At 62.9% G+C, this 22,357-nt stretch carries 22 protein-coding genes and 1 pseudogene; 9 read left to right on the top strand and 14 right to left on the bottom strand.

What is annotated here, in order from left to right; all coding sequences use genetic code 11:
• Positions 1 to 147: 147 nt before the first annotated feature.
• On the top strand, positions 148 to 978 hold the full coding sequence (fdhD, locus tag NKJ89_RS16755; RefSeq protein ID WP_352604021.1) for a formate dehydrogenase accessory sulfurtransferase FdhD: 831 nt from the start codon (positions 148 to 150) through the stop codon (positions 976 to 978).
• Positions 968 to 1,279, top strand: a complete 312-nt coding sequence (locus NKJ89_RS16750) for a formate dehydrogenase subunit delta (RefSeq protein WP_352604019.1) — start codon at positions 968 to 970, stop codon at positions 1,277 to 1,279. The genes fdhD and NKJ89_RS16750 overlap by 11 nt, the downstream gene beginning before the upstream one ends.
• 91 nt (positions 1,280 to 1,370) lie before the next feature.
• On the opposite strand, the gene NKJ89_RS16745 is transcribed toward NKJ89_RS16750, so the two are convergent.
• A complete protein-coding gene (locus NKJ89_RS16745; RefSeq protein WP_352604017.1) occupies positions 1,371 to 1,532 on the bottom strand; it encodes a hypothetical protein in 162 nt (53 codons plus the stop codon).
• A gap of 79 nt (positions 1,533 to 1,611) precedes the next feature.
• Between NKJ89_RS16745 and NKJ89_RS16740 the strand changes: the two are divergent.
• The 3 genes and pseudogenes from NKJ89_RS16740 to NKJ89_RS16730 form a co-directional block, all read left to right on the top strand.
• Positions 1,612 to 1,740, top strand: a pseudogene (locus NKJ89_RS16740) (carboxymuconolactone decarboxylase family protein); the annotation flags it as partial.
• An 82-nt stretch (positions 1,741 to 1,822) separates the two neighbouring features.
• On the top strand, positions 1,823 to 2,185 hold the full coding sequence (locus NKJ89_RS16735; RefSeq protein ID WP_352604015.1) for a nuclear transport factor 2 family protein: 363 nt from the start codon (positions 1,823 to 1,825) through the stop codon (positions 2,183 to 2,185).
• Positions 2,186 to 2,310: 125 nt separating this feature from the next.
• Positions 2,311 to 2,625 (top strand): hypothetical protein, encoded by a 315-nt coding sequence (locus NKJ89_RS16730; protein WP_352604013.1) that lies wholly within the window; start codon positions 2,311 to 2,313, stop codon positions 2,623 to 2,625.
• Positions 2,626 to 2,756: 131 nt separating this feature from the next.
• On the opposite strand, the gene NKJ89_RS16725 is transcribed toward NKJ89_RS16730, so the two are convergent.
• From NKJ89_RS16725 to NKJ89_RS16695, 7 genes are all read right to left on the bottom strand, one after another.
• A complete protein-coding gene (locus tag NKJ89_RS16725) occupies positions 2,757 to 3,248 on the bottom strand; it encodes an ester cyclase (protein ID WP_352604011.1) in 492 nt (163 codons plus the stop codon).
• 31 nt (positions 3,249 to 3,279) lie between these two features.
• Positions 3,280 to 4,707 carry a gamma-aminobutyraldehyde dehydrogenase gene (locus NKJ89_RS16720; protein ID WP_352604009.1) on the bottom strand — a complete coding sequence of 476 codons (1,428 nt, stop codon included), beginning with the start codon at positions 4,705 to 4,707 and terminating at the stop codon, positions 3,280 to 3,282.
• Between the two features lie 103 nt (positions 4,708 to 4,810).
• Positions 4,811 to 5,626 carry an ABC transporter permease gene (locus tag NKJ89_RS16715; protein WP_352604007.1) on the bottom strand — a complete coding sequence of 272 codons (816 nt, stop codon included), beginning with the start codon at positions 5,624 to 5,626 and terminating at the stop codon, positions 4,811 to 4,813.
• On the bottom strand, positions 5,616 to 6,581 hold the full coding sequence (locus NKJ89_RS16710) for an ABC transporter permease (RefSeq protein WP_352604005.1): 966 nt from the start codon (positions 6,579 to 6,581) through the stop codon (positions 5,616 to 5,618). The genes NKJ89_RS16715 and NKJ89_RS16710 overlap by 11 nt, the downstream gene beginning before the upstream one ends.
• A 223-nt stretch (positions 6,582 to 6,804) precedes the next feature.
• Positions 6,805 to 7,803, bottom strand: a complete 999-nt coding sequence (locus NKJ89_RS16705) for an ABC transporter ATP-binding protein (protein WP_352604003.1) — start codon at positions 7,801 to 7,803, stop codon at positions 6,805 to 6,807.
• 215 nt (positions 7,804 to 8,018) lie between these two features.
• Positions 8,019 to 9,173: an ABC transporter substrate-binding protein gene (locus NKJ89_RS16700; RefSeq protein WP_352604001.1), complete on the bottom strand. Its 1,155-nt coding sequence runs from the start codon at positions 9,171 to 9,173 to the stop codon at positions 8,019 to 8,021.
• Between the two features lie 217 nt (positions 9,174 to 9,390).
• Positions 9,391 to 10,236 carry a class I SAM-dependent methyltransferase gene (locus NKJ89_RS16695; RefSeq protein ID WP_352603999.1) on the bottom strand — a complete coding sequence of 282 codons (846 nt, stop codon included), beginning with the start codon at positions 10,234 to 10,236 and terminating at the stop codon, positions 9,391 to 9,393.
• 192 nt (positions 10,237 to 10,428) lie between these two features.
• Between NKJ89_RS16695 and NKJ89_RS16690 the strand changes: the two genes are divergently transcribed.
• Positions 10,429 to 10,842: a MerR family DNA-binding protein gene (locus NKJ89_RS16690; RefSeq protein WP_352603997.1), complete on the top strand. Its 414-nt coding sequence runs from the start codon at positions 10,429 to 10,431 to the stop codon at positions 10,840 to 10,842.
• Here the strand turns inward: NKJ89_RS16690 and NKJ89_RS16685 are convergent.
• Positions 10,802 to 11,707 (bottom strand): LysR family transcriptional regulator, encoded by a 906-nt coding sequence (locus NKJ89_RS16685; RefSeq protein ID WP_352604124.1) that lies wholly within the window; start codon positions 11,705 to 11,707, stop codon positions 10,802 to 10,804. The two genes, NKJ89_RS16690 and NKJ89_RS16685, sit on opposite strands and share 41 nt — an antisense overlap.
• 69 nt (positions 11,708 to 11,776) lie before the next feature.
• Complete coding sequence (locus tag NKJ89_RS16680; protein ID WP_023758237.1) at positions 11,777 to 12,553, bottom strand: DeoR/GlpR family DNA-binding transcription regulator; 777 nt, start codon at positions 12,551 to 12,553, stop codon at positions 11,777 to 11,779.
• 403 nt (positions 12,554 to 12,956) lie between these two features.
• Between NKJ89_RS16680 and NKJ89_RS16675 the strand changes: the two genes are divergently transcribed.
• Together NKJ89_RS16675 and NKJ89_RS16670 are read left to right on the top strand one after the other, a co-directional pair.
• On the top strand, positions 12,957 to 13,844 hold the full coding sequence (locus NKJ89_RS16675; protein WP_023758238.1) for a phosphotransferase family protein: 888 nt from the start codon (positions 12,957 to 12,959) through the stop codon (positions 13,842 to 13,844).
• Complete coding sequence (locus NKJ89_RS16670) at positions 13,841 to 16,294, top strand: GcvT family protein (protein WP_352603995.1); 2,454 nt, start codon at positions 13,841 to 13,843, stop codon at positions 16,292 to 16,294. Before NKJ89_RS16675 ends, NKJ89_RS16670 begins: the two co-directional genes overlap by 4 nt.
• Before the next feature lies 1 nt (position 16,295).
• Here the strand turns inward: NKJ89_RS16670 and NKJ89_RS16665 are convergent, their stop codons facing one another.
• A complete protein-coding gene (locus tag NKJ89_RS16665; RefSeq protein WP_352603993.1) occupies positions 16,296 to 16,928 on the bottom strand; it encodes a class I SAM-dependent DNA methyltransferase in 633 nt (210 codons plus the stop codon).
• A 103-nt stretch (positions 16,929 to 17,031) separates the two neighbouring features.
• On the opposite strand from NKJ89_RS16665, the gene NKJ89_RS16660 reads away from it, so the two are divergent.
• Positions 17,032 to 17,934 (top strand): phosphotransferase, encoded by a 903-nt coding sequence (locus NKJ89_RS16660; RefSeq protein ID WP_352603991.1) that lies wholly within the window; start codon positions 17,032 to 17,034, stop codon positions 17,932 to 17,934.
• Positions 17,935 to 17,951: 17 nt separating this feature from the next.
• On the opposite strand, the gene NKJ89_RS16655 is transcribed toward NKJ89_RS16660, so the two are convergent.
• The 3 genes from NKJ89_RS16655 to ilvD all read right to left on the bottom strand — a co-directional run bounded on the left by NKJ89_RS16655 (position 17,952) and on the right by ilvD (position 22,177).
• Positions 17,952 to 18,875 (bottom strand): DMT family transporter, encoded by a 924-nt coding sequence (locus tag NKJ89_RS16655; RefSeq protein ID WP_352603989.1) that lies wholly within the window; start codon positions 18,873 to 18,875, stop codon positions 17,952 to 17,954.
• Between the two features lie 107 nt (positions 18,876 to 18,982).
• Positions 18,983 to 20,263 (bottom strand): amidohydrolase family protein, encoded by a 1,281-nt coding sequence (locus NKJ89_RS16650; RefSeq protein ID WP_352603987.1) that lies wholly within the window; start codon positions 20,261 to 20,263, stop codon positions 18,983 to 18,985.
• Positions 20,264 to 20,332: 69 nt separating this feature from the next.
• Positions 20,333 to 22,177, bottom strand: a complete 1,845-nt coding sequence (gene ilvD / locus NKJ89_RS16645; protein WP_352603985.1) for a dihydroxy-acid dehydratase — start codon at positions 22,175 to 22,177, stop codon at positions 20,333 to 20,335.
• Positions 22,178 to 22,357 lie beyond the last annotated feature (180 nt).

Raw genomic sequence — 22,357 nt, 5'->3', positions numbered from 1 at the left:
CTCTCCCCCGATCGACGGGGGAGAGGAAAGGCGCGAGCCTTTGCCGGGAGGCACCCTTCCTCTCCCTCCGGAGAGGGGAGAGGTGGCGCTGCGCAGCAGCGACGGAGTGGGGGACGGCTTTTCCGGCAGGCCAGAGGGGCGTGCTGCGTGACCCGCCAACGCCAGCCAATCAGCCAGATTTCCCGTCTCGCGCACCGCGCCAGCGGCACCGCCGCGGCCGACCGCATGGTGCCGGAAGAGACGCCGGTTGCGTTCTCCTTCGCCGGCACCACGCATGCGGTGATGATGGCGAGCCCAGCCGATTTCGAGGATTTCGCGCTCGGTTTCTCGCTAACCGAAGGCATCATTGCGCAGCCCGACGAGATCGAAGCGATCGAGGTCGAGGACCATGGTGCCGGCATCGACATCCAGATCCGGTTGAAGGACACCGCCAACACGCGTTTCGAGGCGCGGCGCAGGCGATTGGCCGGCCCGGTTGGCTGCGGGCTCTGCGGCATCGAATCCATCGAAGAAGCAATGCGCTCGGTCGACGCGGTTGGTGCGTCGAAACTTACACTTGATGCCGACGATATCGCCGCCTCGGTCAAGCTTCTGTCGAAAGTGCAGCCTCTGCACAGCGAGACCGGAGCGGTGCATGCCGCCGGCTTCTATGTGCCCGGCAAGGGCATCGTCATGGCGCGCGAAGATGTCGGCCGTCACAATGCGCTGGACAAGCTGGCTGGCGCGCTGGCCAAGGCCGGCATCGACGGCGCATCCGGTGCTGTCGTGGTGACGTCGCGCGTTTCGGTCGAAATGGTGCAGAAGGCGGCTTCTATCGGCTCGGCCTTCATCATCGCCGTCTCGGCGCCGACCGCATTGGCCATCCGCACGGCGCAAGAGGCTGGCATGACGCTGGTGGCGCTGGTTCGCGGCGACGATTTTGATATTTTCACCCACCCCGACCGGGTGGTTTGCGGAGTTGCCAAGCATGTCGCATGACGAAGAACACATCATGAGCACCAGCGAGAAGCTGGTGCGCATGGCGAACCAGATCGCCGATTTTTTCCATTCCAAGCCGCGCGAGGAAGGCATTGCCGGCGTCGCAGAGCACATCAACAAGTTCTGGGAGCCGAGAATGCGGCGGCAGTTCTTCGAGATGCTGGACGGCGGCGCCGCGGATTTCAACGAGTTGGTGGTTGCTGCCTCCGCCAGGATCAAGCGACCGATCACACCAGCCGAGGCCGACATCAGGCTCGGGCTCAAGGCTTCCCCGGCCGACATCGCCGCCTCGCAAAAATAATCGTCGAGCCACGCCGGCGTATATTCCTTATCGCTAAGGTTTGGGCTGCCCCGATCGGCGTTGCTCTGCTATGGTTTACGATCAGAAATCGTCAGGCCGGGCGGAAAACCTCGTGAGGCCGATCGAGACCCGATACGCCCGCAGCGGCGATGTGCGGCTCGCCTATCAGGTGGTCGGGCAGGGGCCGTTCGATCTCGTCTTCGTGCCGGGCTTCATTTCCAATCTCGATCTGCACTGGGAAGACGAAGGTCATACAAGGCTCCTGAAGCGGCTTTCGGCGTTCTCGCGGCTGATCCTGTTCGACAAGCGCCGTGGCCGAGGTGGACCACGTGGAGGCGGTGGCGATGGCGGCGATCGTGCGCCACTGGTCGACCATGCTCAACGGCAGCCAGGTCGATCTCGCCACCTTCAAGAAGCAGACCGACGACCTGTTCGCGGCCGTCAAAGCGAAGTTGCAGTGAAGAAATCACTGCCCGGCGATGAGCGCCGGGCAGCACTTCGACCATCAACCGCCCGTCGGAAGACGGGCCAATGGAGGATGAAATGCTGACCAAGACCCAAACAGTGAATGGCGCGTCGATCAAGAAGGCGATCGAAGGCCGTGATGGCAGGATGCTGTCGAGCTTCTATGCCGACGACGCGCTGGTGCGGGTGATCGACCGCAACAACCCACCGAGCAAGCCGCGTGAAATTCGCGGGCGCGCGGCGATAAGCACGTTCTGGGACGACATCTGCAGCCGTGCGATGACCCATAAGGTCGACACCACCATCGCCGAGGGCGACAGCCTGGCCTTCACCCAGGCCTGCGCCTATCCAGACGGCACCAAGGTGTTCTGCGCCGCGACGCTGGAGCTGAAGAACGGGCTGATTGCACGGCAGACCGTCGTGCAGGCATGGGACGAGTAGGTCAACGGCGAAGCTGCCCATCCCGATTCAATCGGGATGGGCTCTGTTTCAGTGCTGGTGCCTGATCCCGATCGGATTCCACTTTTCGGGATCATGCCCCGGCCTCAACCCCGGAGGAGAAGACAATGTTCAGCGCCAGATGGCAGATCGACGCCAAGTTCGGACACAAGCAGACCGTGCTCGACCTGTTGAAGAAATGGGAACGCGAGATCGGGTCGCAGGTCGGTCTCGCCGATCTCGAGTTCAAGATCATGACCGGCTCGATCGGCGCCCGGGAAGCGACGGTCGAGTCGCACCATCAGGTCGAGAGCCTGGCCCAGCTGGAGGCGTTCTTCGCCAAGATCAGCAAGATCGACGCGCACGCCAAATGGGGCAAGGAGATGGAGCCCTACGTTGTGTCAGGCACCAGCCTGTGGAATATCTACCGCATCGTGGAGTAGTGCTCTCTTCTCGCCGCTTGCGGGAAGAAGATGCCGGCAGACAGATCGGGGCAGAGGCCAGCTTTTAAAGGTTGGCCCTGCCTCATATCGGTCCTTCGAACCGTTCTTCCTGCTCCCCATGAACGGTGCCTCTACATCAGGCCAAGCTGCTTGTAGAAGCCGAGCGCGTCATAGTAGTCACTCTGGGTGGCTATCTTGCCGTCCTTGATCGAGAACATCGAAGCGCCGGTGAAGGAAAATTTCTTGCCGGTGGCGGCCGTGCCATCGGCCCAAGCGCCTGTGTTGGTGCCGGAAAACTCCCATTCGAAGGAGACGCGGTCGCCCTCCACCACAGGCGCGCCCTTCATCGTCCAGACGGCATCAGGAACGGCCTTGAGGAAGTTGTCGATGACGCCGGTCTTGGCGGCTTCCTTGCCTTTGACCGGGGTGCCGACCGAGGCATCGTAGTACATGACGTCGTCGGCGAAATAGCTGGCGGCCTTGGTCGAATCATGGGCATTCCAGGCGGCGAGATAGGCTTCGACGACCGATTGGGCGGTGTCGGCAGCAAAGGATGGCCCAGTGGCCAACAGTGCTCCGGCGATGGCTGCGGATGACAGAAACTGGCGGCGATGCATGGTCATTCCTCCTTCTGAGTGCTTGCATTTCCAAGCGCTAGCTATGCGCAACCATCACGTGCCGGACGGCGGTGTAGTCCTCGAGCGCGTAGAGCGACATGTCCTTGCCGTAGCCGGACTGTTTCAGTCCGCCATGCGGCATCTCGTTGGTCAGCATGAAATGGGTGTTGATCCAAGTGCAACCATACTGGAGGCTCGCGGCAGTCGCCATGGCGCGCGACACGTCCTTGGTCCACACCGAGGATGCAAGGCCATAGTCGCTGTCATTGGCCCAGTTTACCGCCTCGTCGACTTCGGTGAAACGGGTGATCGAGACGACCGGCCCGAACACTTCGCGACGCACGATCTCGTCTTCCTGCAGGGCGCCGGCAACGACGGTCGGCTGGTAATAGAATCCGGAGCCCTCGCCCGGTTTGCCACCGGTGGTGATCTCGATGTGCTTCAGTTCCGAGGCACGCTCGACGAAGCTCGATACACGGTCGCGCTGACGGCGCGAGATCAGCGGCCCGATCTCGTTTTCGGTGTCGTCTGGGCGATTGTACTTGATGGTCGAGACGGCTGAGGACAGATCGGCGACAAGCTTGTCGTAGATCTTCTTGCCGGCATAGATGCGGCAGGCGGCGGTGCAATCCTGGCCGGCATTGTAGTAGCCGAAGGCGCGCAGGCCGTTGACCACCGAGCGGAGGTCGGCATCGTCGAAGACGATGACCGGCGCCTTGCCGCCGAGTTCGAGATGGGTGCGCTTGACCGACTTGGCGGCCGCCTGCAGCACCTTCTTGCCGGTGGCGACGTCGCCGGTGATCGAGATCATGTTGACCTTGGGATGGTTGATCAGCGTGTTGCCGACACTGTCGCCGCGGCCGAGCACGACATTGACCACGCCTTCCGGCAGGATCTCGGCAAGGATCTTCGCCAGTTTCAGGGCCGTCAGCGGCGTCTGCTCGGACGGCTTGAAGACGACGGTGTTGCCGCCGGCGATCGCCGGCGCCACCTTCCAGGCCATCATCATCAGCGGATAGTTCCACGGCGCGATTGAAGCGACGATGCCGATTGCGTCGCGGCGGACCATTGAGGTGTGGCCGGGAATGTATTCGCCGGCGACGACGCCCGGCATCGAGCGCACAGCGCCTGCAAAGAAGCGGTAGCAGTCGACGATCGCCGGGATTTCGTCATTGAGCACGGCGTTGACTGGCTTGCCGCAGTTCAACGCCTCGAGCGTGGCGAACTCCTTCGCGGCGGCCTCGATGCGGTCGGCGATCTTCAGGAGATAGCCCGAACGCTGCGCCGGCGTGGTGCGCGACCACAGGACGAACGCCTTTTCGGCCGCCAGCACCGCCGCCTCGATCTGCGCCTGGCTGGCTTCGGGCAGGTTGAGGATGGTCGCCCCGGTCTTCGGATTGAGGATGGGTTCCTCGGTTTCGGTGCCCTTCTCGAATTTCGAGCCGATCAGCATCTGGGTTTCCATTGGGTTCTCCTTGAACAGGAGCGAGTAGCGAATAGCGAGTAGCGAGCAGGTCTTGGCAGTCGGTTTCCCTATTCGCTATTCGCTACTCCCTATTCGCTGTTTTTCATTTCCCGCTTCCAGCGATCTGGTCGCCGTCGCGGGTGAGGTAATAGGCGGCAAGGATCGGCAGCAGCGTCACCAGCACCACGATCATGGCGACGACGTTGGTGACCGGGCGCTGGCGCGGACGGATCAGCTCTTCCAGCATCCAAATCGGCAGCGTCTGCTGCTGGCCGGCGGTGAAGGTGGTGACGATGACCTCGTCGAAGGACAAAGCGAAGGCCAGCATGCCGCCGGCGAGCAGCGCGGTGGCGATGTTGGGCAGCACGATATGCCGGAAGGTCTGGAAGCCGTCGGCGCCGAGATCCATCGACGCCTCGATCATCGAGCCCGATGTGCGGCGAAAGCGGGCGACCGCGTTGTTGTAGACGACAACGACGCAGAAGGTGGCGTGGCCTAGCACGATCGTCCAGAACGAGAACGGGATGTCTGCCAGCGAAAAGGCCGAGCGCAATGCAATGCCGGTGATGATGCCGGGCAGCGCGATCGGCAGGATGACCAGCAGCGAGATGGTTTCGCGGCCGAAGAATTTCGTCCGCGACACAGCCGCCGAACAGAGCGTACCGAGGACGAGCGCGATCGCCGTCGAGATGGCCGCGACCCTGACCGACAGCGACAGCGCCTGCCAGACATCGGGCCGGTTCCAGGTGACGGCGAACCATTGCGTCGTCAGGCCCGGCGGCGGCCAGACGAAGCTTTTTTCCTCAGTGGTGAAGGCATAGACGAAAATCAGCAGGATCGGCAGGTGCAGGAACAGCAGCCCGCAGGCAGCGGCGATCTTCAGGCCGAGCGGAGCCGACTGGGAACCATCAGAGCGCATCGAAGGCCCCCATGCGCTTGGCGCCCCAGAGATAGAACCCCATGATGACGATCGGCACCACGGTGAAGGCGGCGGCGAGCGGGATGTTGCCGGCGGTGCCTTGCTGCGAATAGACCGCCTGGCCGATGAACAGCCGCGAGGTGCCGATGATCTGCGGGATGATGTAGTCGCCGAGCGTCAGCGAAAAGGTAAAGATCGAGCCGGCGACTATGCCCGGCAACGCCAGCGGGAACAGCACGTTGCGGAAGGTCTGTCCCGGCGAAGCCCCCAAGTCGGACGATGCCTCGACCAGATTGCCGGGCACGCGCTCGAGCGCCGCCTGTACCGGCAGGATCATGAAAGGCAGCCAGACATAGACGAAGACGATGAAGGTGCCGGTGAACGACACCGACAGCGAATTGCCGCCAACGACCGGCAGCGACAGCCAGGCGTCGAGTACCCACGACAGATGCAGCTTGGCGAGCAGCCAGGTCAGGATTCCTTCCTTGGCCAGGATAAGCTTCCAGGCATAGATCTTGACCAGGTAGCTCGACCACAGCGGCAGCATGATGCCGAGGTAGAACAGCGCCTTCCAGCGGCCGCGCGCATAGCGCGCCGCGTAGTAGGCGATCGGGAAGGCGACGACGGCCGAGGCCAGCGTGACCAGAGCCGCCATCGTCACCGTCCGCAGGATGATGTCGAGATTGGCGGCCTGGAACAGGTCGGCATAGGTCTTCAACGTGAACTCTCGGTTGATGAGGCCGGAAAACTCGTCGATGGAGAAAAAACTCTGCGCCAGGAGGGCGAATAGCGAGCCGATATAGACGATCCCGAGCCACAGCACCGGTGGCAGCAGCATGAGCAGCAGCAGGACCTTCGGCTTGCGCCAGAAAAGATCCGACAGCGCGCCTCGCAAGCCGCCGCTGCCCGGCAGGATGGCGGGGGTGGGATTGGAGTTGAGCGCGGCGATTGTCATCGGGCCGCTCTGTATTGCGGGAGATCATGAGACAGGTAGCGCTCTACGGCGCCCCCCTCTGTCCTGCCGGACATCTCCCCCTCAAGGGGGGAGATTGGCTGTCCATTCGGGTTTCGCCAATCTCCTACGTGGCAGAATTGGCGAGGCCGGGAAGCTACTGATCTCCCCCCTTGAGGGGGAGATGTCCGGCAGGACAGAGGGGGGCGCTTCGCGCAAACCTTCATCATGCCGGCTCATCCATCAGGTGCAGATGCTCGCGGTTGAAGGTGAGCACGACCGTCTCGCCTTCCCCTGGCAAGGCCGTGCCGGCCGGCACGATGGCGTGCAACCGCAGCCCGTCGGCGTCGAGTGCCAGCTTCGTCGTGGCGCCGAGATAATTGGTCGAGACGAGGCGGGCGGACACGCCTTCACCACTGGCCGCTCGTCCGACGCGAATGGATTCAGGGCGCAGGCTGCCCCAGCGATGCTGGCCGGAATAACGCTGGACGAAATCCGGCGGCAGTACATTGGATGAGCCGACGAAATCGGCAACGAAGCGGGTCTTCGGCCGCTGGTAGATATCCTCCGGTGTACCGATTTGCATGATCTTGCCGTCATTGAAGACGGCGACGCGGTCGGCCATCGACAGCGCCTCGCCCTGATCGTGGGTGACGAAGACGAAGGTGATGCCGAGGGCCTTCTGCAGCGACTTCAGTTCCTCCTGCATGTTCTCGCGCAATTTGAGGTCGAGCGCGCCAAGCGGCTCGTCGAGCAACAGCACCCTGGGCTGGTTGACCAGCGCGCGGGCGAGTGCGACGCGCTGGCGCTGGCCGCCGGAAAGCTGGCCGGGGCGGCGAGCGCCATAGCCGGGCAGCCGCACCAGAGCCAGAGCCTCTTCCGCAGCCTTGTGCCGTTCAGCCTTGCTGGCGCCCTTGACCATCAGCCCGTAGGCGACGTTGTCGAGCACATTCAGATGCGGGAACAGCGCATAGTCCTGAAACACGGTATTGACGTTGCGTCGATAGGGCGGCACGCCTTCGGCGCGTTCGCCAAAGATCGAGATCGAACCGGAGGTCGGCTGCTCAAAACCGGCGATGAGGCGCAGACAGGTGGTCTTGCCGGAACCGGACGGCCCCAGCATGGCGAAGAATTCGGCCGGCGCGATCTCGAGATCGACCGCGTCGACGGCGCGAACGCTGCCGAAATGGCGCGAGGCTTTCTGGAAGGAAACGGCTGATGTCATGGTGCTGTCAGTCTGTTGCCGGTTTAGTTCTGTCGATCACCTCGCCTGCAAATCCTGGCAGGGGATGGCGAATTCGCGCGCCACCCCACCTCCCGTCGATGGAGGAGACCGCAGCAAAGGCCACGGTGGGGGGCGGCCTCATAGGCAAAATCGTGTCCGGGACCCCACCCCGACGCTGCGCGTCGACCCTCCCCACAAGGGAAGGGTAAGAGCGCTTAACGACCCCCGATGACGCCGATATAGTCCGATACCCAGCGGTAATAGGGCACGCACTGGTCGTTCTGGGTGGTGCATTTCGACACCGGGGTCTTCCAGAACTTGATCTTGTCGAAATTGTCGTAGCCGTTGGTCTTGCAGCCTTCGTCGGTCAAAAGCTCATTGCCCTTACAGGCGGCTGGCACGACGGGCAGCGAACCAAACCAGGCCGAGACATCACCCTGTACCTTGGGCGACAGCGAATGTTCCATCCACATATAGGCGCAGTTGGGATTGGCCGAATCGGCTTCCATCATCGTGGTGTCGGCCCAACCGGTGGCGCCCTCCTCCGGAATGGTCGAGGCGATCGGCTTCTTGGCGGCGACCAGCGTGTTGACCTGGAAAGGCCACGAACCGGAAGCGACGACGCCTTCGTTCTGGAAATCGTCGACCTGGATAGCTGCGTCATGCCAGTAGCGGCCGACCAGGGTGCGCTGGACGCGCAGCAGGTCGAGCGCTGCCTTGTACTGGTCCTCATTCAGTTCGTAAGGATCCTTGATGCCGAGTTCCGGCTTATGGAACATCAGATAGTTGGCCGCATCCGCGATGTGGATCGGCCCATCATAGGCCTGCACGCGCCCCTTGTTGGATTTGCCATCCGGCAGCTTCATTTCCTCGAAGACGACATTCCAGCTCTTGGGAGCCTCCTTGAATACGTCGGTGTTGTACATCAGGATGTTGGGACCCCACTGGTAGGGAACGCCGTAATGGACGCCGCCGACGGTAAACCACGGCGCGTCCTTGAGGCGCTCGTCGACCGTTTTCCAGCTCGGGATGAGATCGGTGTTGATTGGTTGCACGCGCTTGCCGGCAACGAGGCGCAGCGAGGCATCGCCTGAGGCGGTGACAAGGTCGAAACCACCCTCGTTCATCAGCGAGACCATCTCGTCGGAAGTATTGGCCGTCTTGACGTTTACCTTGCAGCCGGTTTCCTTCTCGAAAGAGGTCACCCAGTCATAGCCCTTGTCGGTTTCGCCGCGTTCGATGTAGCCCGGCCACGCCACGATGTTGAGCTGGCCTTCGCCCTTGCCAAGTTCCTTGACCTGGGCGACGGCCTGGCCGGAGAAGGTCAGCGCGATCGTCAAGGCAGTGCATGACTTGAGGAATGAATTCATCGTCGATCTCCCATTTTGGCGCTTGACTGCGAAAGCCGGTTTTCGGTCCTCGCCAGGGGTCACGCGCAGCCTGAAAAAGTCAGTTCGTCCGTTTAGACTTGATGCCGCTCTGATGGCGGCTTGTCCCTGAAATCGGAAAGTGCTGTGAAAAACCCGGTTTCGCAAATTGATTTATCAGAAAGGCGATATCGGTTTTACCGATAGCCAGACGCCCCCTTCAAGCCAGCGCCGTCACCAGCCAGCAGGCGGCATTGAAGCGAGCCTCACCGTCCTCCATGAAAGGCGCGAACGCAGCAGGCAACACCGTAGTGATTTTTTCGGCCACTGCCCGGTCAACCTCGCGCATCGCGGCGCCGACCGACCCTAGCCGGGTGACGTACGTCATCAGATCGTCTTGGGCGATCTGACACAGGACGTCCACCTGTTCGACTTCGATTGATGCCCAGCCGCTGGCGTCAAGGATCCGCTTCACCTTGGCGCCGTCGGCAAAGGCAAACTGCCCCGGCGCATCGGGGTCTGGCGCGGGTGCGGGCGGCAGGAAAGGCGCAGCCGCTCGCGCAGCGGTCGTCATGAAATCATTCTCGACTGGACTGCGCCAAGCAACAAAGGCGAGTTTGCCACCGCGCCTTGCGGCCCGTCTTATGTTGGTGAACGCGGCCACGGGATCATCGAAGAACATGACACCAAAGCGCGAGACAACAGCGTCGAAGTGCCCAGATTCGAATGCATACGCCTGGGCATCGCCCACTTCAAAACTTGCGTTTGCTACCTCTTCCCGCCGCGTGCGCTCCGTCGCCAGGGCGACAAGCGGCTGCGAGATGTCAAGCCCAACACAACGTCCGTCGTTGCCCACGAGGCGCGCCATCGCCAGAGTTGTAGCGCCGGCGCCGCAGCCGATGTCCAGGACATTGCCCCCTTCCCCGGGATAGCCGGCATCGACTACCAGCCGCTCGAACGGCGCCAGTACCTCGTCGAGGATCGGCTGCATCTCGACCCAGGCCTTTCCGCTGACATCATTCCAGAGCGCGGCTTGCCGTGTGTTTGGCTGCGCGGATTGTGGCATAACGGACCTCACTTTCTGTTGCTCTCACCGCTCGTCGCGAGCACTCTACGAGTTCAAGCCGACTTGAGGTCAAGCATGAAAGATATGGATATTGCCGAAGTGTCACGCCGTACCGGCGTGCCCGCCTCGACACTTCGCTAGTACGAGGAGAAGGGCCTCATCGCCTCGATCGGCCGTCGCGGCCAGCGCCGCTTGTTCGACCCGGCCGTCCTGGAACGGCTCGCCTTGATCGCGCTTGGACGCGCCGGTGGATTTGCACTGGACGAGATTTCCGCGATGCTGACGCCCGACGGCCTGCCGAAAATGGATCGAGGGCGCCTGGATGCCAAGGCGAACGAACTTGACCAAGCCATCCAGCGCCTGACCGCGATCCGAGAGGCTTTGCGTCACGCCGCCCGATGTCCGGCAGCCCGGCCGATGGAGTGTTCCGACGTTCCGCCCCGCCGTCAGGCTTGCCGGCGCCGGCCGCTTCGAGGTTGCTCCAATCAGGCCGTTCAAGGCGGAGGCGGTCTCTGTCACAAGGCGCGAGCGCAAGACTGGCGACGTCAACTTGGAGTAGGCCACACTAGCGGCGGACCGTCCGTTGCGACTGGGCAAGGCCGATGAAATCGCGTGCCGCCTGCGGCAGGCCGGAACCGCGCCGCCAGACCATGCCGACCTGCACCACCGGCAAGGAGCCCGAAATGTCGCGCGATTCGATGCGGTCGCCTTCCAGCGACCAGGGCCGGTAGACGAGGTCGGGCAACAGCGCCACGCCGGCACCGGTCGCGACCAGACTGCGCACGGCTTCGACGGAACGCGTGCGGAAGGCGACATGTGGCTTGGCGCCGATTGCCGTCAGCAGCTTGCCAGTATTTTCCTCGATCTCATCGACGGTCAGCATAATTAGCGTTTCGGAGGCAATGTCGCCAATGCTGATGATGTCTGCGCTGACGAGCGGGTGGCCGAGCGGCAGCCACAGCCGATACGCCGAGACTTCGAGGATTTCCGACTGCAGCGCGGTGCGGTCGCGCAGATTGGAGGTGACCATGACGGCAATGTCGAGCTTGCCGCCGATCAAGAGATGCTCGAGGTAGTCGCCATTATCCTCGATTGCCGAGACCTCGACGCCGGGATAGGCGCGGCGGTAGCGGGCAAGCAGATCCGACAGCACGTAACCTGCGACGAGCGAGGTGACGCCCAGCTGCAGCCGACCGCCTGCCACCGTTTGCTCGCCGGAGAAAGAACGGCGCGCGTCGGAAACGTCGGCGAGGATCTTGGTGGCGTGGCGCAGGAACTGGTGGCCCTTGTGGGTAATGTTCAGCCCGCGCGGATGGCGTTCGAACAGTTCGACGCCGAGATCGCTTTCGAGTTCCTTGATCGCTTCGGTGACCGACGACTGTGAGATCGAGAGGTTCTGCGCGGCACCCGAGACCGTGCCTTGCTCGGCCACGGCGATGAAGAACTGCAACTGGCGGATGGTGAAGGCCATAGCCGGACTAAACACGGCGGAGGCGGCGGTGGGAAGTGCCGGCCAAATCGTCGGCATGGGTTGGCTTGATCAGAACCCGCTCTCCGCGCCGACGATGCTGAGCCGCGCGCCGGCCTGCGCCAAGGCCGCGGCGATGTCGTGCGGCGGCGACCGGTCGGTGGCGATCTCGGAAAAACTATCGAAGCCGCAGACCTGGACCAGACCGAGGCGGCCGAACTTAGAATGATCGGTGATGACGAGCGAACGCTGACCGCGCGACAGCACCATGCGCGCGAATTCGGCTTCTTCCAGGTCATAGTCCATGACTCCCATCACCGCATCGACGGCACCGGTGGAGATGATGGCGTGGCTGACCGAGAAGCGGCTGACGAAGTCAATGGCCGAGGCGCCGAAGGCGGCGCCGGAATCGCTGCGCAGCTCGCCGCCGGCCATGTAGACCTTATTGCCGTTGATGGTGGCCAGCGTGCGGGCGATATCCGATGAGTTGGTGACGACCGTCAAGCGCCGATGGCCGAGCAGCTCGCGGGCTAGGAACGAGGTTGTCGTGCCGGTGTCGAGCATGATCGATTCGCCATCGCGGATGGTGCCGGCGACCATGCGGGCAATGATGCGCTTGGCATCGGCATTCTCACGCATGCGCCGCTCGAACGGCGCTTCGCCTACCATCGACGGCAGGCCGATGGCGCCATGCATCTTGAGGACGGAGCCGTCGCCGGTGAGAGGCTTGACGTCGCGGCGCACGGTCTCGAGCGAAACGCCCAGCCGGTCGGCCAGGCTGGCGATGGTGACAGTGCCTTCTTCCTGCAGCAGCCGCAGGATCTCGCCGTGGCGCTTGGATTGAGCCATTTGGTTCCCCGAACTGAGACTCTGACCGATTTTAAGGTAATTCAAGCGTTTTTAAAGGAGCCATCTTAGGTTTCGGGCAAAACACCCAAAAAAGGTCACATCTTTTTCTTGACAACCGAGCAACCCGGGCGTGAAGTCAAGACAGGGTTCGGAGCTGCAACGGGAGGGTGATGGCAGATCCGCAACTCACGCACCAGGCCGTTTGTAACGTGCCGGGCGCGAGGAAGTTTCAGATCCGCGGGGGCGGATGCCGGGCTCAAAGACCTGGCCAAGGGGCTCGTCGGTGCGGTGCGGGATACCGATCCTGGCATCCCGCACCGACGAGATTTTTTGCGTTTCTCCCCGCCATCGTCGCTCTGTCCATGGCACCTTATCGAACCCCCAGCAAACCAGGGATGATTCCGTGACCGCCGAAGAACGCATCCGCGACCTGCCCTGCTGGACCGGCGGCATCGAAATCGCACCCCTACCCGGCGGTCTGAGCAACGCCAACTATGTGGTCACGGATGCGGCCGGCAAACATGTCGTTCGCTTCGGCAAGGACTATCCGTTCCACCATGTCTTTCGTGAGCGCGAGGTGATGACCGCGCGGGCGGCCCATGCCGCTGGTTTCGCACCGGCCGTCCTCCATGCCGAGCCGGGCATCCTGGTGACGGAGTTTCTCGGCGCCAAAACCTTGCAGGCGGAGGATGTGCGCACCAGTCTCGGGCGTATCGCGGCGCTCATGCGCGCCTTCCATCGCGAGATGCCCAATCACGTCTCCGGCGCCGGCTTCATGTTCTGGGTGTTCCATGTCATCCGAGACTATGCGCGCACGCTTGAAGAAGGCGGCAGCCGCAAACGCAGCGACCTGCCGCGCCTGCTGACGCTGGCTGACGAGCTGGAGCGCGCACAGAAACTGCTGCCGATCGTCTTTGGCCACAACGATCTGCTGCCGGCCAACATTCTCGACGATGGCAACAGGCTGTGGCTGATCGACTTCGAATATGCCGGCTTCAATACGGCGATGTTCGATCTCGCCGGCGTAGCCTCCAACGCCGGGATGAGCGACGAGGAATCCTTCGCCTTCCTGACCGCCTATTTCATGAAGGAACCGGACGAGGCGATCCGCCGCTCGCACGCGGCTATGCAATGCGCTTCGCTGCTGCGCGAGGCGATGTGGAGCATGGTGTCCGAGCTCTACCTCGACGCGCCCGGCATCGACTACGTCGCCTACACCGAGGAAAACCTGACGCGGCTCGACGCCGCGCTGGAAAACTACAGAACGAAGTACGGGACACAGAAATCATGACATTGCCCAGCCAGGCCGCCATCGTCGTCATTGGCGGCGGCATCATCGGCTGTTCGACAGCGTATCACCTGGCGCGCGACCACAAGGCTGATGTCGTGTTGCTGGAGCAAGGCAAGCTGACCTCGGGCTCGACCTGGCACGCCGCCGGCCTTGTCGGCCAGCTGCGCTCGTCAGCGTCGATCACCCGTGTGCTAAAATACTCAGTCGACCTCTACAAGGGACTGGAGGCCGAGACCGGCCTCGCCACCGGCTGGAAGATGACCGGGTGCCTCAGGCTCGCCACCAATGCCGACCGCTGGACCGAGTACAAAAGGCTGGCGACGACGGCGAAAAGTTTCGGCATGGACATGCAATTGCTGTCCCCGGCGGAGATCAAATCCATGTGGCCGCTCATGGAAACTGGCGATCTCGTCGGAGCCTCCTGGCTGCCGACCGATGGCCAGGCGAGCCCCTCCGACATCACGCAGTCGCTGGCCAAGGGCGCGCGCATGCATGGCGCGAAATTGTTCGAGGATGTCCGCGTCACCGGTTTCGAGATGAAGGACGGCCGCATCACGATGGTAAAGACCAGCAAGGGCGACATCGCCTGCGACAAGGTGGTCAACTGCGCCGGGCAATGGGCACGGCAGGTCGGCGCGATGGCCGGCATCAACGTGCCGCTGCAGCCAGTGAAGCACCAGTACATCATCACCGAGAAGATCGATGGGCTGGCGACCGACGCGCCGACCATTCGTGACCCGGACCGGCGCACCTATTTCAAGGAGGAGGTCGGCGGGCTGGTGATGGGCGGCTACGAGCCGAATCCACAGGCCTGGACGACCGATCTCCCCGGGGGCGACGTACCCAATGATTGGGAGTTCAGACTGTTCGACGACGATTACGATCATTTCGAGCAACACATGATGCAGGCGATCGCGCGTATGCCGGCGCTGGAAACCGTCGGCGTCAAGCAGATGATCAACGGCCCGGAGAGTTTTACGCCGGACGGCAATTTCATCCTCGGCACTGCGCCCGAATGCGCCAACATGTTCGTCGGCGCCGGCTTCAACGCCTTCGGCATCGCATCGGGCGGCGGGGCCGGCTGGGTGCTGGCGCAGTGGGTTGTCGACGGCGAAGCGCCACTCGACCTGTGGGTCGTCGATATCAGGCGCTTTTCCAATTTGCACCGCGACCGGCAGTGGGTCCGCGACCGCACTCTGGAAGCCTATGGGAAACACTATACGATCGGCTTTCCGCATGAGGAGTACGTCAGCGGGCGGCCTCGTATCGTCTCGCCCCTTTACGACAGGCTGAAACAGCAGCGCGCCGTGTTCGGCTCGAAGCTCGGCTGGGAGCGGCCTAACTGGTTTGCGCCCGAAGGTGTCGAGCCCCAGGACATCTATTCGATGGGGCGGCAGAACTGGTTCGCCGCGGTCGGCGACGAACACCGGCACGTGCGCGAAAAGGTAAGCATCTTCGATCAATCGTCCTTCGCCAAATACGAGCTGAGCGGGGCTGACGCGCTCAAGGCGCTGGACTGGATCTGCGCCAACGACGTCGGCAAGCCGGCCGGCCGGCTGACCTATACGCAGCTTCTCAATACACGCGGCGGCATCGAGGCCGACCTGACGGTGGCGCGGCTGGCGGAGGAAAAGTTCTACATCGTCACAGGCACAGGTTTTCGCACACATGATCTGTCATGGATCAGCGACCATATCGGCCAAGGGCTCAGTGCCACGCTTGTCGACGTCACCGAGGATTTCGGCACGCTTTCGCTGATGGGCCCTCGGGCGCGCGACGTGCTTTCGGCGGTGACCGGCGCGGACGTGTCGAACGCGGCATTCCCATTCGGCCATGTGCGTGAGATTGCCGTCGCCGGTCACACGGTTCGGGCGCTGCGCGTCACCTATGTCGGCGAGCTCGGCTGGGAACTGCATGTGCCGATCGCGGCCACCGGCGAAGTCTTCGACTGCCTGATGGAGGCAGGAAAGACGTATGAGATCCGCCCGGTCGGCTATCGTGCGCTCGAATCGCTGCGGTTGGAAAAAGGCTATCGCGCCTGGGGCTCCGACATCACGCCCAATGACACGCCGCAGGAAGCAGGCCTCGGCTGGGCGGTCAAGCTGCGCAAGAATACCGATTTCATTGGGCGGCGAGCGCTCGAGACGGCCAGCGGCGCGGCGCTGAAGAAACGTTTCGCCGGCTTCACGGTCGATGACCCCGAGATCGTGTTGCTCGGACGCGAGACCATCCTACGCAATGGCGAGCTGGTCGGCTATCTCACCAGCGGTGGCTACGGCTACACGCTGGGCAAGAACATCGGCTACGGCTATGTGCGCAACGCCGATGGCGTCAGTGAAGATTTTCTCACCTCGGGCGACTACGAACTGGTGGTCGCGATGGAACGAACACCGGCCAATATCCATCTCGAGCCGATGTACGATCCGACAGCCGCCAAGGTCAAAGCGTAGATCAAATCACGCGCAAAGCGAGACCGCGGCTCGGCACGGTGTCGGCCTCGCCCGGCATGGAAATGTAAGGCCTCGTTTCCTCGACGCGGCTGACGAGACCTTGCGCCTCGAGCTCGGCGATGCGCGCGGCGAAGCCCGCTTCCCACAGCGTGTTCTTGACCGTCAGCACGATGATGCCGCCCGGCCTGCAGATGCGGATCAGTTCGTCCAGCCCCTCAGTGCCGACATGGCCGGAGGTGAAGACGCCGGCCGAGATGATCCCGGCATAGGCATCGTCGGCAAAGGGCAGATGACCGCCGAGAGCCAGGCAATGAAGCGCCGAATAGACGCCCTTGCGCGCGGCCTGAGCCAGCATGCCTTCCGAGATGTCCAGTGCCTCGACCTGGGGATAGCCGGCAATGTTCAACCATTCGCCGATCAGCCCAGTGCCGGCCCCGGCATCGAGCAGCGGTGCGGCACCGCGCGGCAGATGGCGGGCCAGCAGCGCAAGGCAGATCGTTGGGTGGCGATAGCCGGCGGCCGACATGTCGGCGTCATAGGTCTGCGACCAGCTGTTATAGAGTGCTGCGACCTCCTCCGGGCGCTTGGCCGCATAGACGGCGCCAAGTGCACCATGATGTTTGCTGTCCGCCACTTTTGTCCTGTCCACCATTCCTTGGGTCTCACATCGGATGATAGCCAAAGCACGAAAATTGTGGAACCGTCGCTGCGACAAATAACAGCGTGGGGGCGCAGGCATGGTGACAGACGAAGTGCGCGCGACATTGGCCGTCATTCCCGTGCTGGCCGGCTACACCGGGCCACTCGAACGGCTTGGCGGTCTCACCAATCTGGTATTCAGGGCCGGCCAATTCTGCCTGCGCATTCCCGGCAAAGGTACCGAAGAATACATCAACAGGGCCAACGAGGTGGTAGCGGCGCGCGAAGCGGCAAAGGCAGGGGTCAGCCCTGAGGTGCTGCATGTCGATCCCGCCACCGGAATCATGGTGACGCGCTTCATCGCCGGCGCCGAGACGATGTCGCCGGAAAAATTCAAGCTTCGGTCGGGCAGTCCCGCGCGGGCTGGCGAGGCTTTTCGCAAGCTGCACAATTCAGGCGCGGTGTTTCCCTTCCGCTTCGAATTGTTTGCGATGATCGACGATTATCTCAAGGTGCTGTCGACCAAGGATGTCGCCCTGCCCGCCGGCTATCATGACGTGGTGCACGAGGCCGAGACTGTGCGATCGGCGCTCGCCGCCCATCCGCTGCCCATCGTCGCCTGCCACTGCGATCCGCTGTGCGAGAACTTCCTCGACACGGGTGAGCGGATGTGGATCGTCGACTGGGAATATTCGGGCATGAACGACCCGCTCTGGGACCTTGGCGACCTCTCCGTGGAAGGCAGATTCGACGCAGCGCAGGACGAAGAGATGATGCGCGCCTATTTCTGCGGCGAGGCGAGGCCGGCCGAGCGCGGCCGCATCGTCATCTACAAGGCGATGTGCGATTTGTTGTGGACGCTGTGGGGACTGATCCAGCTCGCCAACAACAATCCGGTCGACGACTTTCGCACCTATGCCGATGGCCGCTTCGCCCGCTGCAAGGCGCTGATGGAGGCGCCGGAGTTTTCACGGCAACTGACGGCGGTACGCCGGGGTTAGGCACCAGGAATCTTGACCTAATTCACGCCCTTCGGCACGTTTTCGGGCGGCACCGTGGTCTCGACCACTTTCTGGCGGTGGAAGATGAACAGGCCGGCGAGAACCACGATGCCCGAGCCGATCAGGATGCGCGGGCCCGGAACGTCACCGAAGAACACCAGCCCGAACACAACCGCCCACAGGAGCAGCGTGTAGTGCAGCGGCGCCAGCGTCGAGGCCGGCGCTAGCTTGAGCGCCCTGGTGATCATCAGATGTGCGCCGCAGGAGACAATGCCGAGCAGCAGCATGGCACTGAGGTCGAGCGCTGACGGCGTCTGCCAGGCGCCGATGGTCAGCACACCGCCGACCAGCAGCGTGCCGATGGTCTGCCACGTCACCAGATTGGTGTCGCTGGTGCCGCGCAAGCGGCGGTTGAGGATGATGGCGAAAGCGAAGGCGACGCTGCCTGCGAGCGCGAAGCCCGATGACAGCGAGAACGCCGCCGAGGACGGTTTCAGCATGATCAGCACGCCGCAGAAGCCGAGCAGGATGGCCATCCAGCGGCGCCAGCCGACCTTTTCGCCAAGCAAGAGGTGCGAGAGTGCCGCGACGTAGATCGGCCCGGCCATGTAGAAACTCATCACATCCGCGAGCGGCAGATAGACGACGGCGGCATAGAAGAGCGCGGTGTCGAGCGTGGTCATCACCACGCGCAGCAGCTGCAGCTCCAGGCGCTCCATGCGAAACAGCTTGGCCGTGCCCTGATGGGCGATCATCGGGCCAAGCACGAAGAAGGCGCCGATGGACCGGATCAGCACAACCTGGCCGACGGAGAAGCTGGCGACCAGCCACTTGCCCATGGCGTCGTTCAGCGCAAACAGGAAGTCGCCGGCCAGCATCAGCAGAATGCCGGCCAAAAGCACGTTCCGAACTGTGGAATTCTGCACCACGGGCTGCGTCATGCCGATCCCGAATCCTCCCTGCGTAAGCCGCGTCGTAGACGGAAGCGGCGGCTTTGACGAGGAGAAATCCGGAAATCGGCAAGGCCAGAGCCGGGAATCGGCTGTATCTAGCTGGATATATGTCGCCGGTTCACCAGTGCCGGCCGTCCAACGATCGAAAGCCTGGTCTCCTGCTTCGTCCGCTCCGCCACCACCTTGCCCCTGGCGATGACACACAGGCGTTCGGCGCGCAGGCGCAGGGCCTCGACCGGATTGCTGGCGTCGAGGACGACAAGGCTGGCGCGCTTGCCGACCGCCAGGCCGAGATGGTCGAGCCCCATGATCGACGCGTTGACGTTGGTGACCATGTCGAAGCAGCGCGCCATGTCGGCCGGGCTCGACATCTGGGCAACGTGCAGGCCCATGAAAGCGACGTCGAGCATATCGGCGGTGCCCAGCGAATACCAGGGATCGAGCACGCAATCCTGGCCCCAGCCGACGCGGATTCCGAGCGCCTGCATTTCCTTGACCCGGGTCATACCCCGGCGCTTCGGGAAGGTATCGTGGCGGCCCTGCAGCATGATGTTGATCAGCGGATTGGGGATGACCGAGACGTCCGCCTCGGCGATCAGCGGCAGCAGTTTCGAGACGTAGTAATTGTCCATTGAATGCATCGAGGTGAGATGCGAGCCGGCCACCTTGCCCTGCAGGCCAAGGCGCTGCGTCTCATAGGCGAGCTGTTCGATGTGACGCGACAGCGGGTCGTCGGTCTCGTCGCAATGCAGGTCGACCATCAGGCCGCGCCGGGCCGCGATCTCGCACAGTTCCGTTACCGAGCGCGTGCCGTCGGCCATGGTGCGCTCGAAATGCGGGATGCCGCCGACAATATCGACGCCCAGGTCCAGCGCACGGATGGTGTTTTCACGTGCTGTCGGCGAACGATAGAACCCGTCCTGCGGGAAGGCGACCAATTGGAGGTCAATGTAAGGGGCGACCGTCTTCTTGACCTCAAGCAGGGCCTCGACCGCCAGCAGGCGGTCATCGCAGACATCGACATGGGTGCGGATGGCGAGCAGGCCCATCGACACCGCCCAGTCGCAGTATGCCAATGCGCGGTCGCGCACCGCCTCATGCGTCAAAAGCGGCTTCAATTCGCCCCACAGCGAAATGCCTTCGAGCAGCGTGCCCGACGCATTGATGCGCGGAATGCCGTAGGAGAGCGTTGCGTCCATGTGGAAATGCGGATCGACGAAGGGCGCAGAGACCAGATTGCCACGGGCGTCGATCTCGGTTTGCGCGGAACCATGCAGAGCGGGGTCGATCGCCGCGATGGTCTCACCGGAGATGCCAATGTCGGCAACCCTGCCATCAGGCAGCGTGCCGCCGCGTACGATAAGGTCGAAATCCATGTCGCCATCCCGCTTGAAGAATCATCCAGCGCGGCTCCTCCTTCTCCCTTGCGGAGAAGGAAAAACTCCCTACTCCGGCACGAACCTTACCGCGCCCTTGGCCGCGCTGGTGGCCATCGCGGCATAGGCGCGCAAGGCGGTCGTCACCTTGCGCTTGCGCTTTTCCTCGGGCTTCCAGGCCAAGGCGCCCTTTGCTTCCATCGCAGCCCGGCGGGCAGCGATTTCAGCGTCGCTAACGGCAAGGCGGATGCTGCGGTTGGGGATGTCGATCTCGATCGTATCGCCTTCCCGCACCAAGCCGATCAGGCCGCCTTCGGCGGCTTCCGGCGACGCATGGCCGATCGACAGGCCCGACGTGCCGCCGGAGAAGCGCCCATCGGTGACCAGGGCGCAGGCCTTGCCGAGCCCCTTCGACTTCAGATAGCTGGTCGGGTAGAGCATCTCCTGCATGCCGGGGCCGCCGCGCGGTCCCTCATAGCGAATGACGACGACATCGCCGGCCTTGATCTCGTTGGACAGGATCGCTTTGACGCTAGAATCCTGGCTTTCGAACACGCGGGCCGGGCCGGTGAACTTCAGGATCGATTCGTCGACGCCGGCCGTCTTCACTATGCAGCCGTCGAGCGCCAGATTGCCTTTCAGAACGGCGAGGCCGCCATCCTTGGAAAAGGGATGTTGCGCCGAGCGGATAGCACCCTTTTCGCGGTCGAGATCGAGCTCGTCCCAGCGACGGTCCTGGCTGAAGGCGACCTGCGTCGGCACGCCGCCAGGGGCAGCGAGGAAGAAATCGCGCACGCTCTGGCTGGTGGTACGGGAAATATCCCAATGGTCGAGTGCTTCACCGAGCGTTGACGTATGAACTGTCGGCAGGTCGCGGTTGATCAAGCCGGCATTGTCGAGCTGGCCGAGGATGGCCATGATGCCGCCGGCGCGGTGGACGTCTTCCATATGGATGTCCGCCTTGGCGGGAGCCACCTTGCACAGCACCGGCACCTTGCGGGACAGCGCGTCGATGTCATCCTGATCAAAGTCGATCTCACCCTCATGCGCGGCGGCGAGGATGTGCAGCACGGTGTTGGTCGAGCCGCCCATGGCGATATCGAGCGTCATGGCGTTCTCGAAGGCGCCCTTCGAGGCGATGTTGCGCGGCAGAGCGGTCTCATCATCCTGCTCGTAGTAGCGCTGCGCGAGATCGACGATCAGGTGACCTGCCTCGACGAACAGGCGCTTGCGGTCGGCATGCGTGGCAAGCGTCGAACCGTTGCCGGGCAGCGAAAGACCCAGCGCCTCGGTCAAACAATTCATCGAATTGGCGGTGAACATGCCCGAGCAGGAGCCACAGGTCGGGCAGGCCGAGCGCTCGATGATCTTGACGTCCTCGTCGGAGATCTTGTCGTCGGCGGCCGCCACCATGGCGTCGACCAGATCGAGCGCCTGCGTCTTGCCGGCCAGCACCACCTTGCCGGCTTCCATCGGCCCGCCGGAAACGAAGACGGTCGGAATGTTGAGGCGCAACGAGGCCATCAGCATGCCGGGGGTGATCTTGTCGCAATTGGAGATGCAGACCATGGCATCGGCGCAATGCGCATTGACCATGTATTCGACGGAATCGGCGATCAGCTCGCGCGACGGCAGCGAATAGAGCATGCCGTCATGGCCCATGGCGATGCCGTCATCGACGGCGATGGTGTTGAATTCCTTGGCGACACCGCCGGCCTTCTCGATCTCGCGCGCGACCAGCTGGCCGAGGTCCTTCAAATGGACATGGCCGGGCACGAACTGAGTGAAGGAGTTGACGACGGCGATAATCGGCTTGCCGAAGTCGCTGTCCTTCATGCCTGTGGCGCGCCACAGACCGCGGGCGCCGGCCATGTTGCGGCCATGAGTGGTGGTGCGGGAGCGATAGGCAGGCATGTTTTTTCCTTGGTGGCTGGCCGCAGCCGAAGATATGGCGCGGCGGCGCTGGATTCGGACCGCAGGCGTTATAGACGCGCAAACATGGTCTGGCCACAATTTTGCAATGCGCCAGATTCCCCTCAAAAATCAGATCTTCCAAAAAAATTGCACCCTGTTGTCGGATTGCGTGCCGCACGG

Origin of the sequence: Mesorhizobium sp. M0047 (assembly GCF_040323315.1) — a bacterium.
GTDB lineage: Bacteria > Pseudomonadota > Alphaproteobacteria > Rhizobiales > Rhizobiaceae > Mesorhizobium.
This window is presented reverse-complemented; position numbering and strand designations above follow the sequence as displayed.

Coding starts and splice junctions, on each gene's coding strand:
- NKJ89_RS16655 (WP_352603989.1), bottom strand. CDS start 18,875: ATGACGCAGCCCGTGGTGCAGAATTCCACAGTTCGGAACGTGCTTTTG.
- NKJ89_RS16700 (WP_352604001.1), bottom strand. CDS start 9,173: ATGAATTCATTCCTCAAGTCATGCACTGCCTTGACGATCGCGCTGACC.
- NKJ89_RS16725 (WP_352604011.1), bottom strand. CDS start 3,248: ATGACCATGCATCGCCGCCAGTTTCTGTCATCCGCAGCCATCGCCGGA.
- NKJ89_RS16650 (WP_352603987.1), bottom strand. CDS start 20,263: ATGGATTTCGACCTTATCGTACGCGGCGGCACGCTGCCTGATGGCAGG.
- ilvD (WP_352603985.1), bottom strand. CDS start 22,177: ATGCCTGCCTATCGCTCCCGCACCACCACTCATGGCCGCAACATGGCC.
- NKJ89_RS16735 (WP_352604015.1), top strand. CDS start 1,823: ATGCTGACCAAGACCCAAACAGTGAATGGCGCGTCGATCAAGAAGGCG.
- NKJ89_RS16670 (WP_352603995.1), top strand. CDS start 13,841: ATGACATTGCCCAGCCAGGCCGCCATCGTCGTCATTGGCGGCGGCATC.
- NKJ89_RS16730 (WP_352604013.1), top strand. CDS start 2,311: ATGTTCAGCGCCAGATGGCAGATCGACGCCAAGTTCGGACACAAGCAG.
- NKJ89_RS16710 (WP_352604005.1), bottom strand. CDS start 6,581: ATGACAATCGCCGCGCTCAACTCCAATCCCACCCCCGCCATCCTGCCG.
- NKJ89_RS16695 (WP_352603999.1), bottom strand. CDS start 10,236: ATGCCACAATCCGCGCAGCCAAACACACGGCAAGCCGCGCTCTGGAAT.
- NKJ89_RS16750 (WP_352604019.1), top strand. CDS start 968: ATGTCGCATGACGAAGAACACATCATGAGCACCAGCGAGAAGCTGGTG.
- NKJ89_RS16720 (WP_352604009.1), bottom strand. CDS start 4,707: ATGGAAACCCAGATGCTGATCGGCTCGAAATTCGAGAAGGGCACCGAA.
- NKJ89_RS16685 (WP_352604124.1), bottom strand. CDS start 11,707: ATGGCCTTCACCATCCGCCAGTTGCAGTTCTTCATCGCCGTGGCCGAG.
- NKJ89_RS16680 (WP_023758237.1), bottom strand. CDS start 12,553: ATGGCTCAATCCAAGCGCCACGGCGAGATCCTGCGGCTGCTGCAGGAA.
- NKJ89_RS16660 (WP_352603991.1), top strand. CDS start 17,032: ATGGTGACAGACGAAGTGCGCGCGACATTGGCCGTCATTCCCGTGCTG.
- NKJ89_RS16705 (WP_352604003.1), bottom strand. CDS start 7,803: ATGACATCAGCCGTTTCCTTCCAGAAAGCCTCGCGCCATTTCGGCAGC.
- NKJ89_RS16745 (WP_352604017.1), bottom strand. CDS start 1,532: ATGACCTTCGTCTTCCCAGTGCAGATCGAGATTGGAAATGAAGCCCGG.
- NKJ89_RS16715 (WP_352604007.1), bottom strand. CDS start 5,626: ATGCGCTCTGATGGTTCCCAGTCGGCTCCGCTCGGCCTGAAGATCGCC.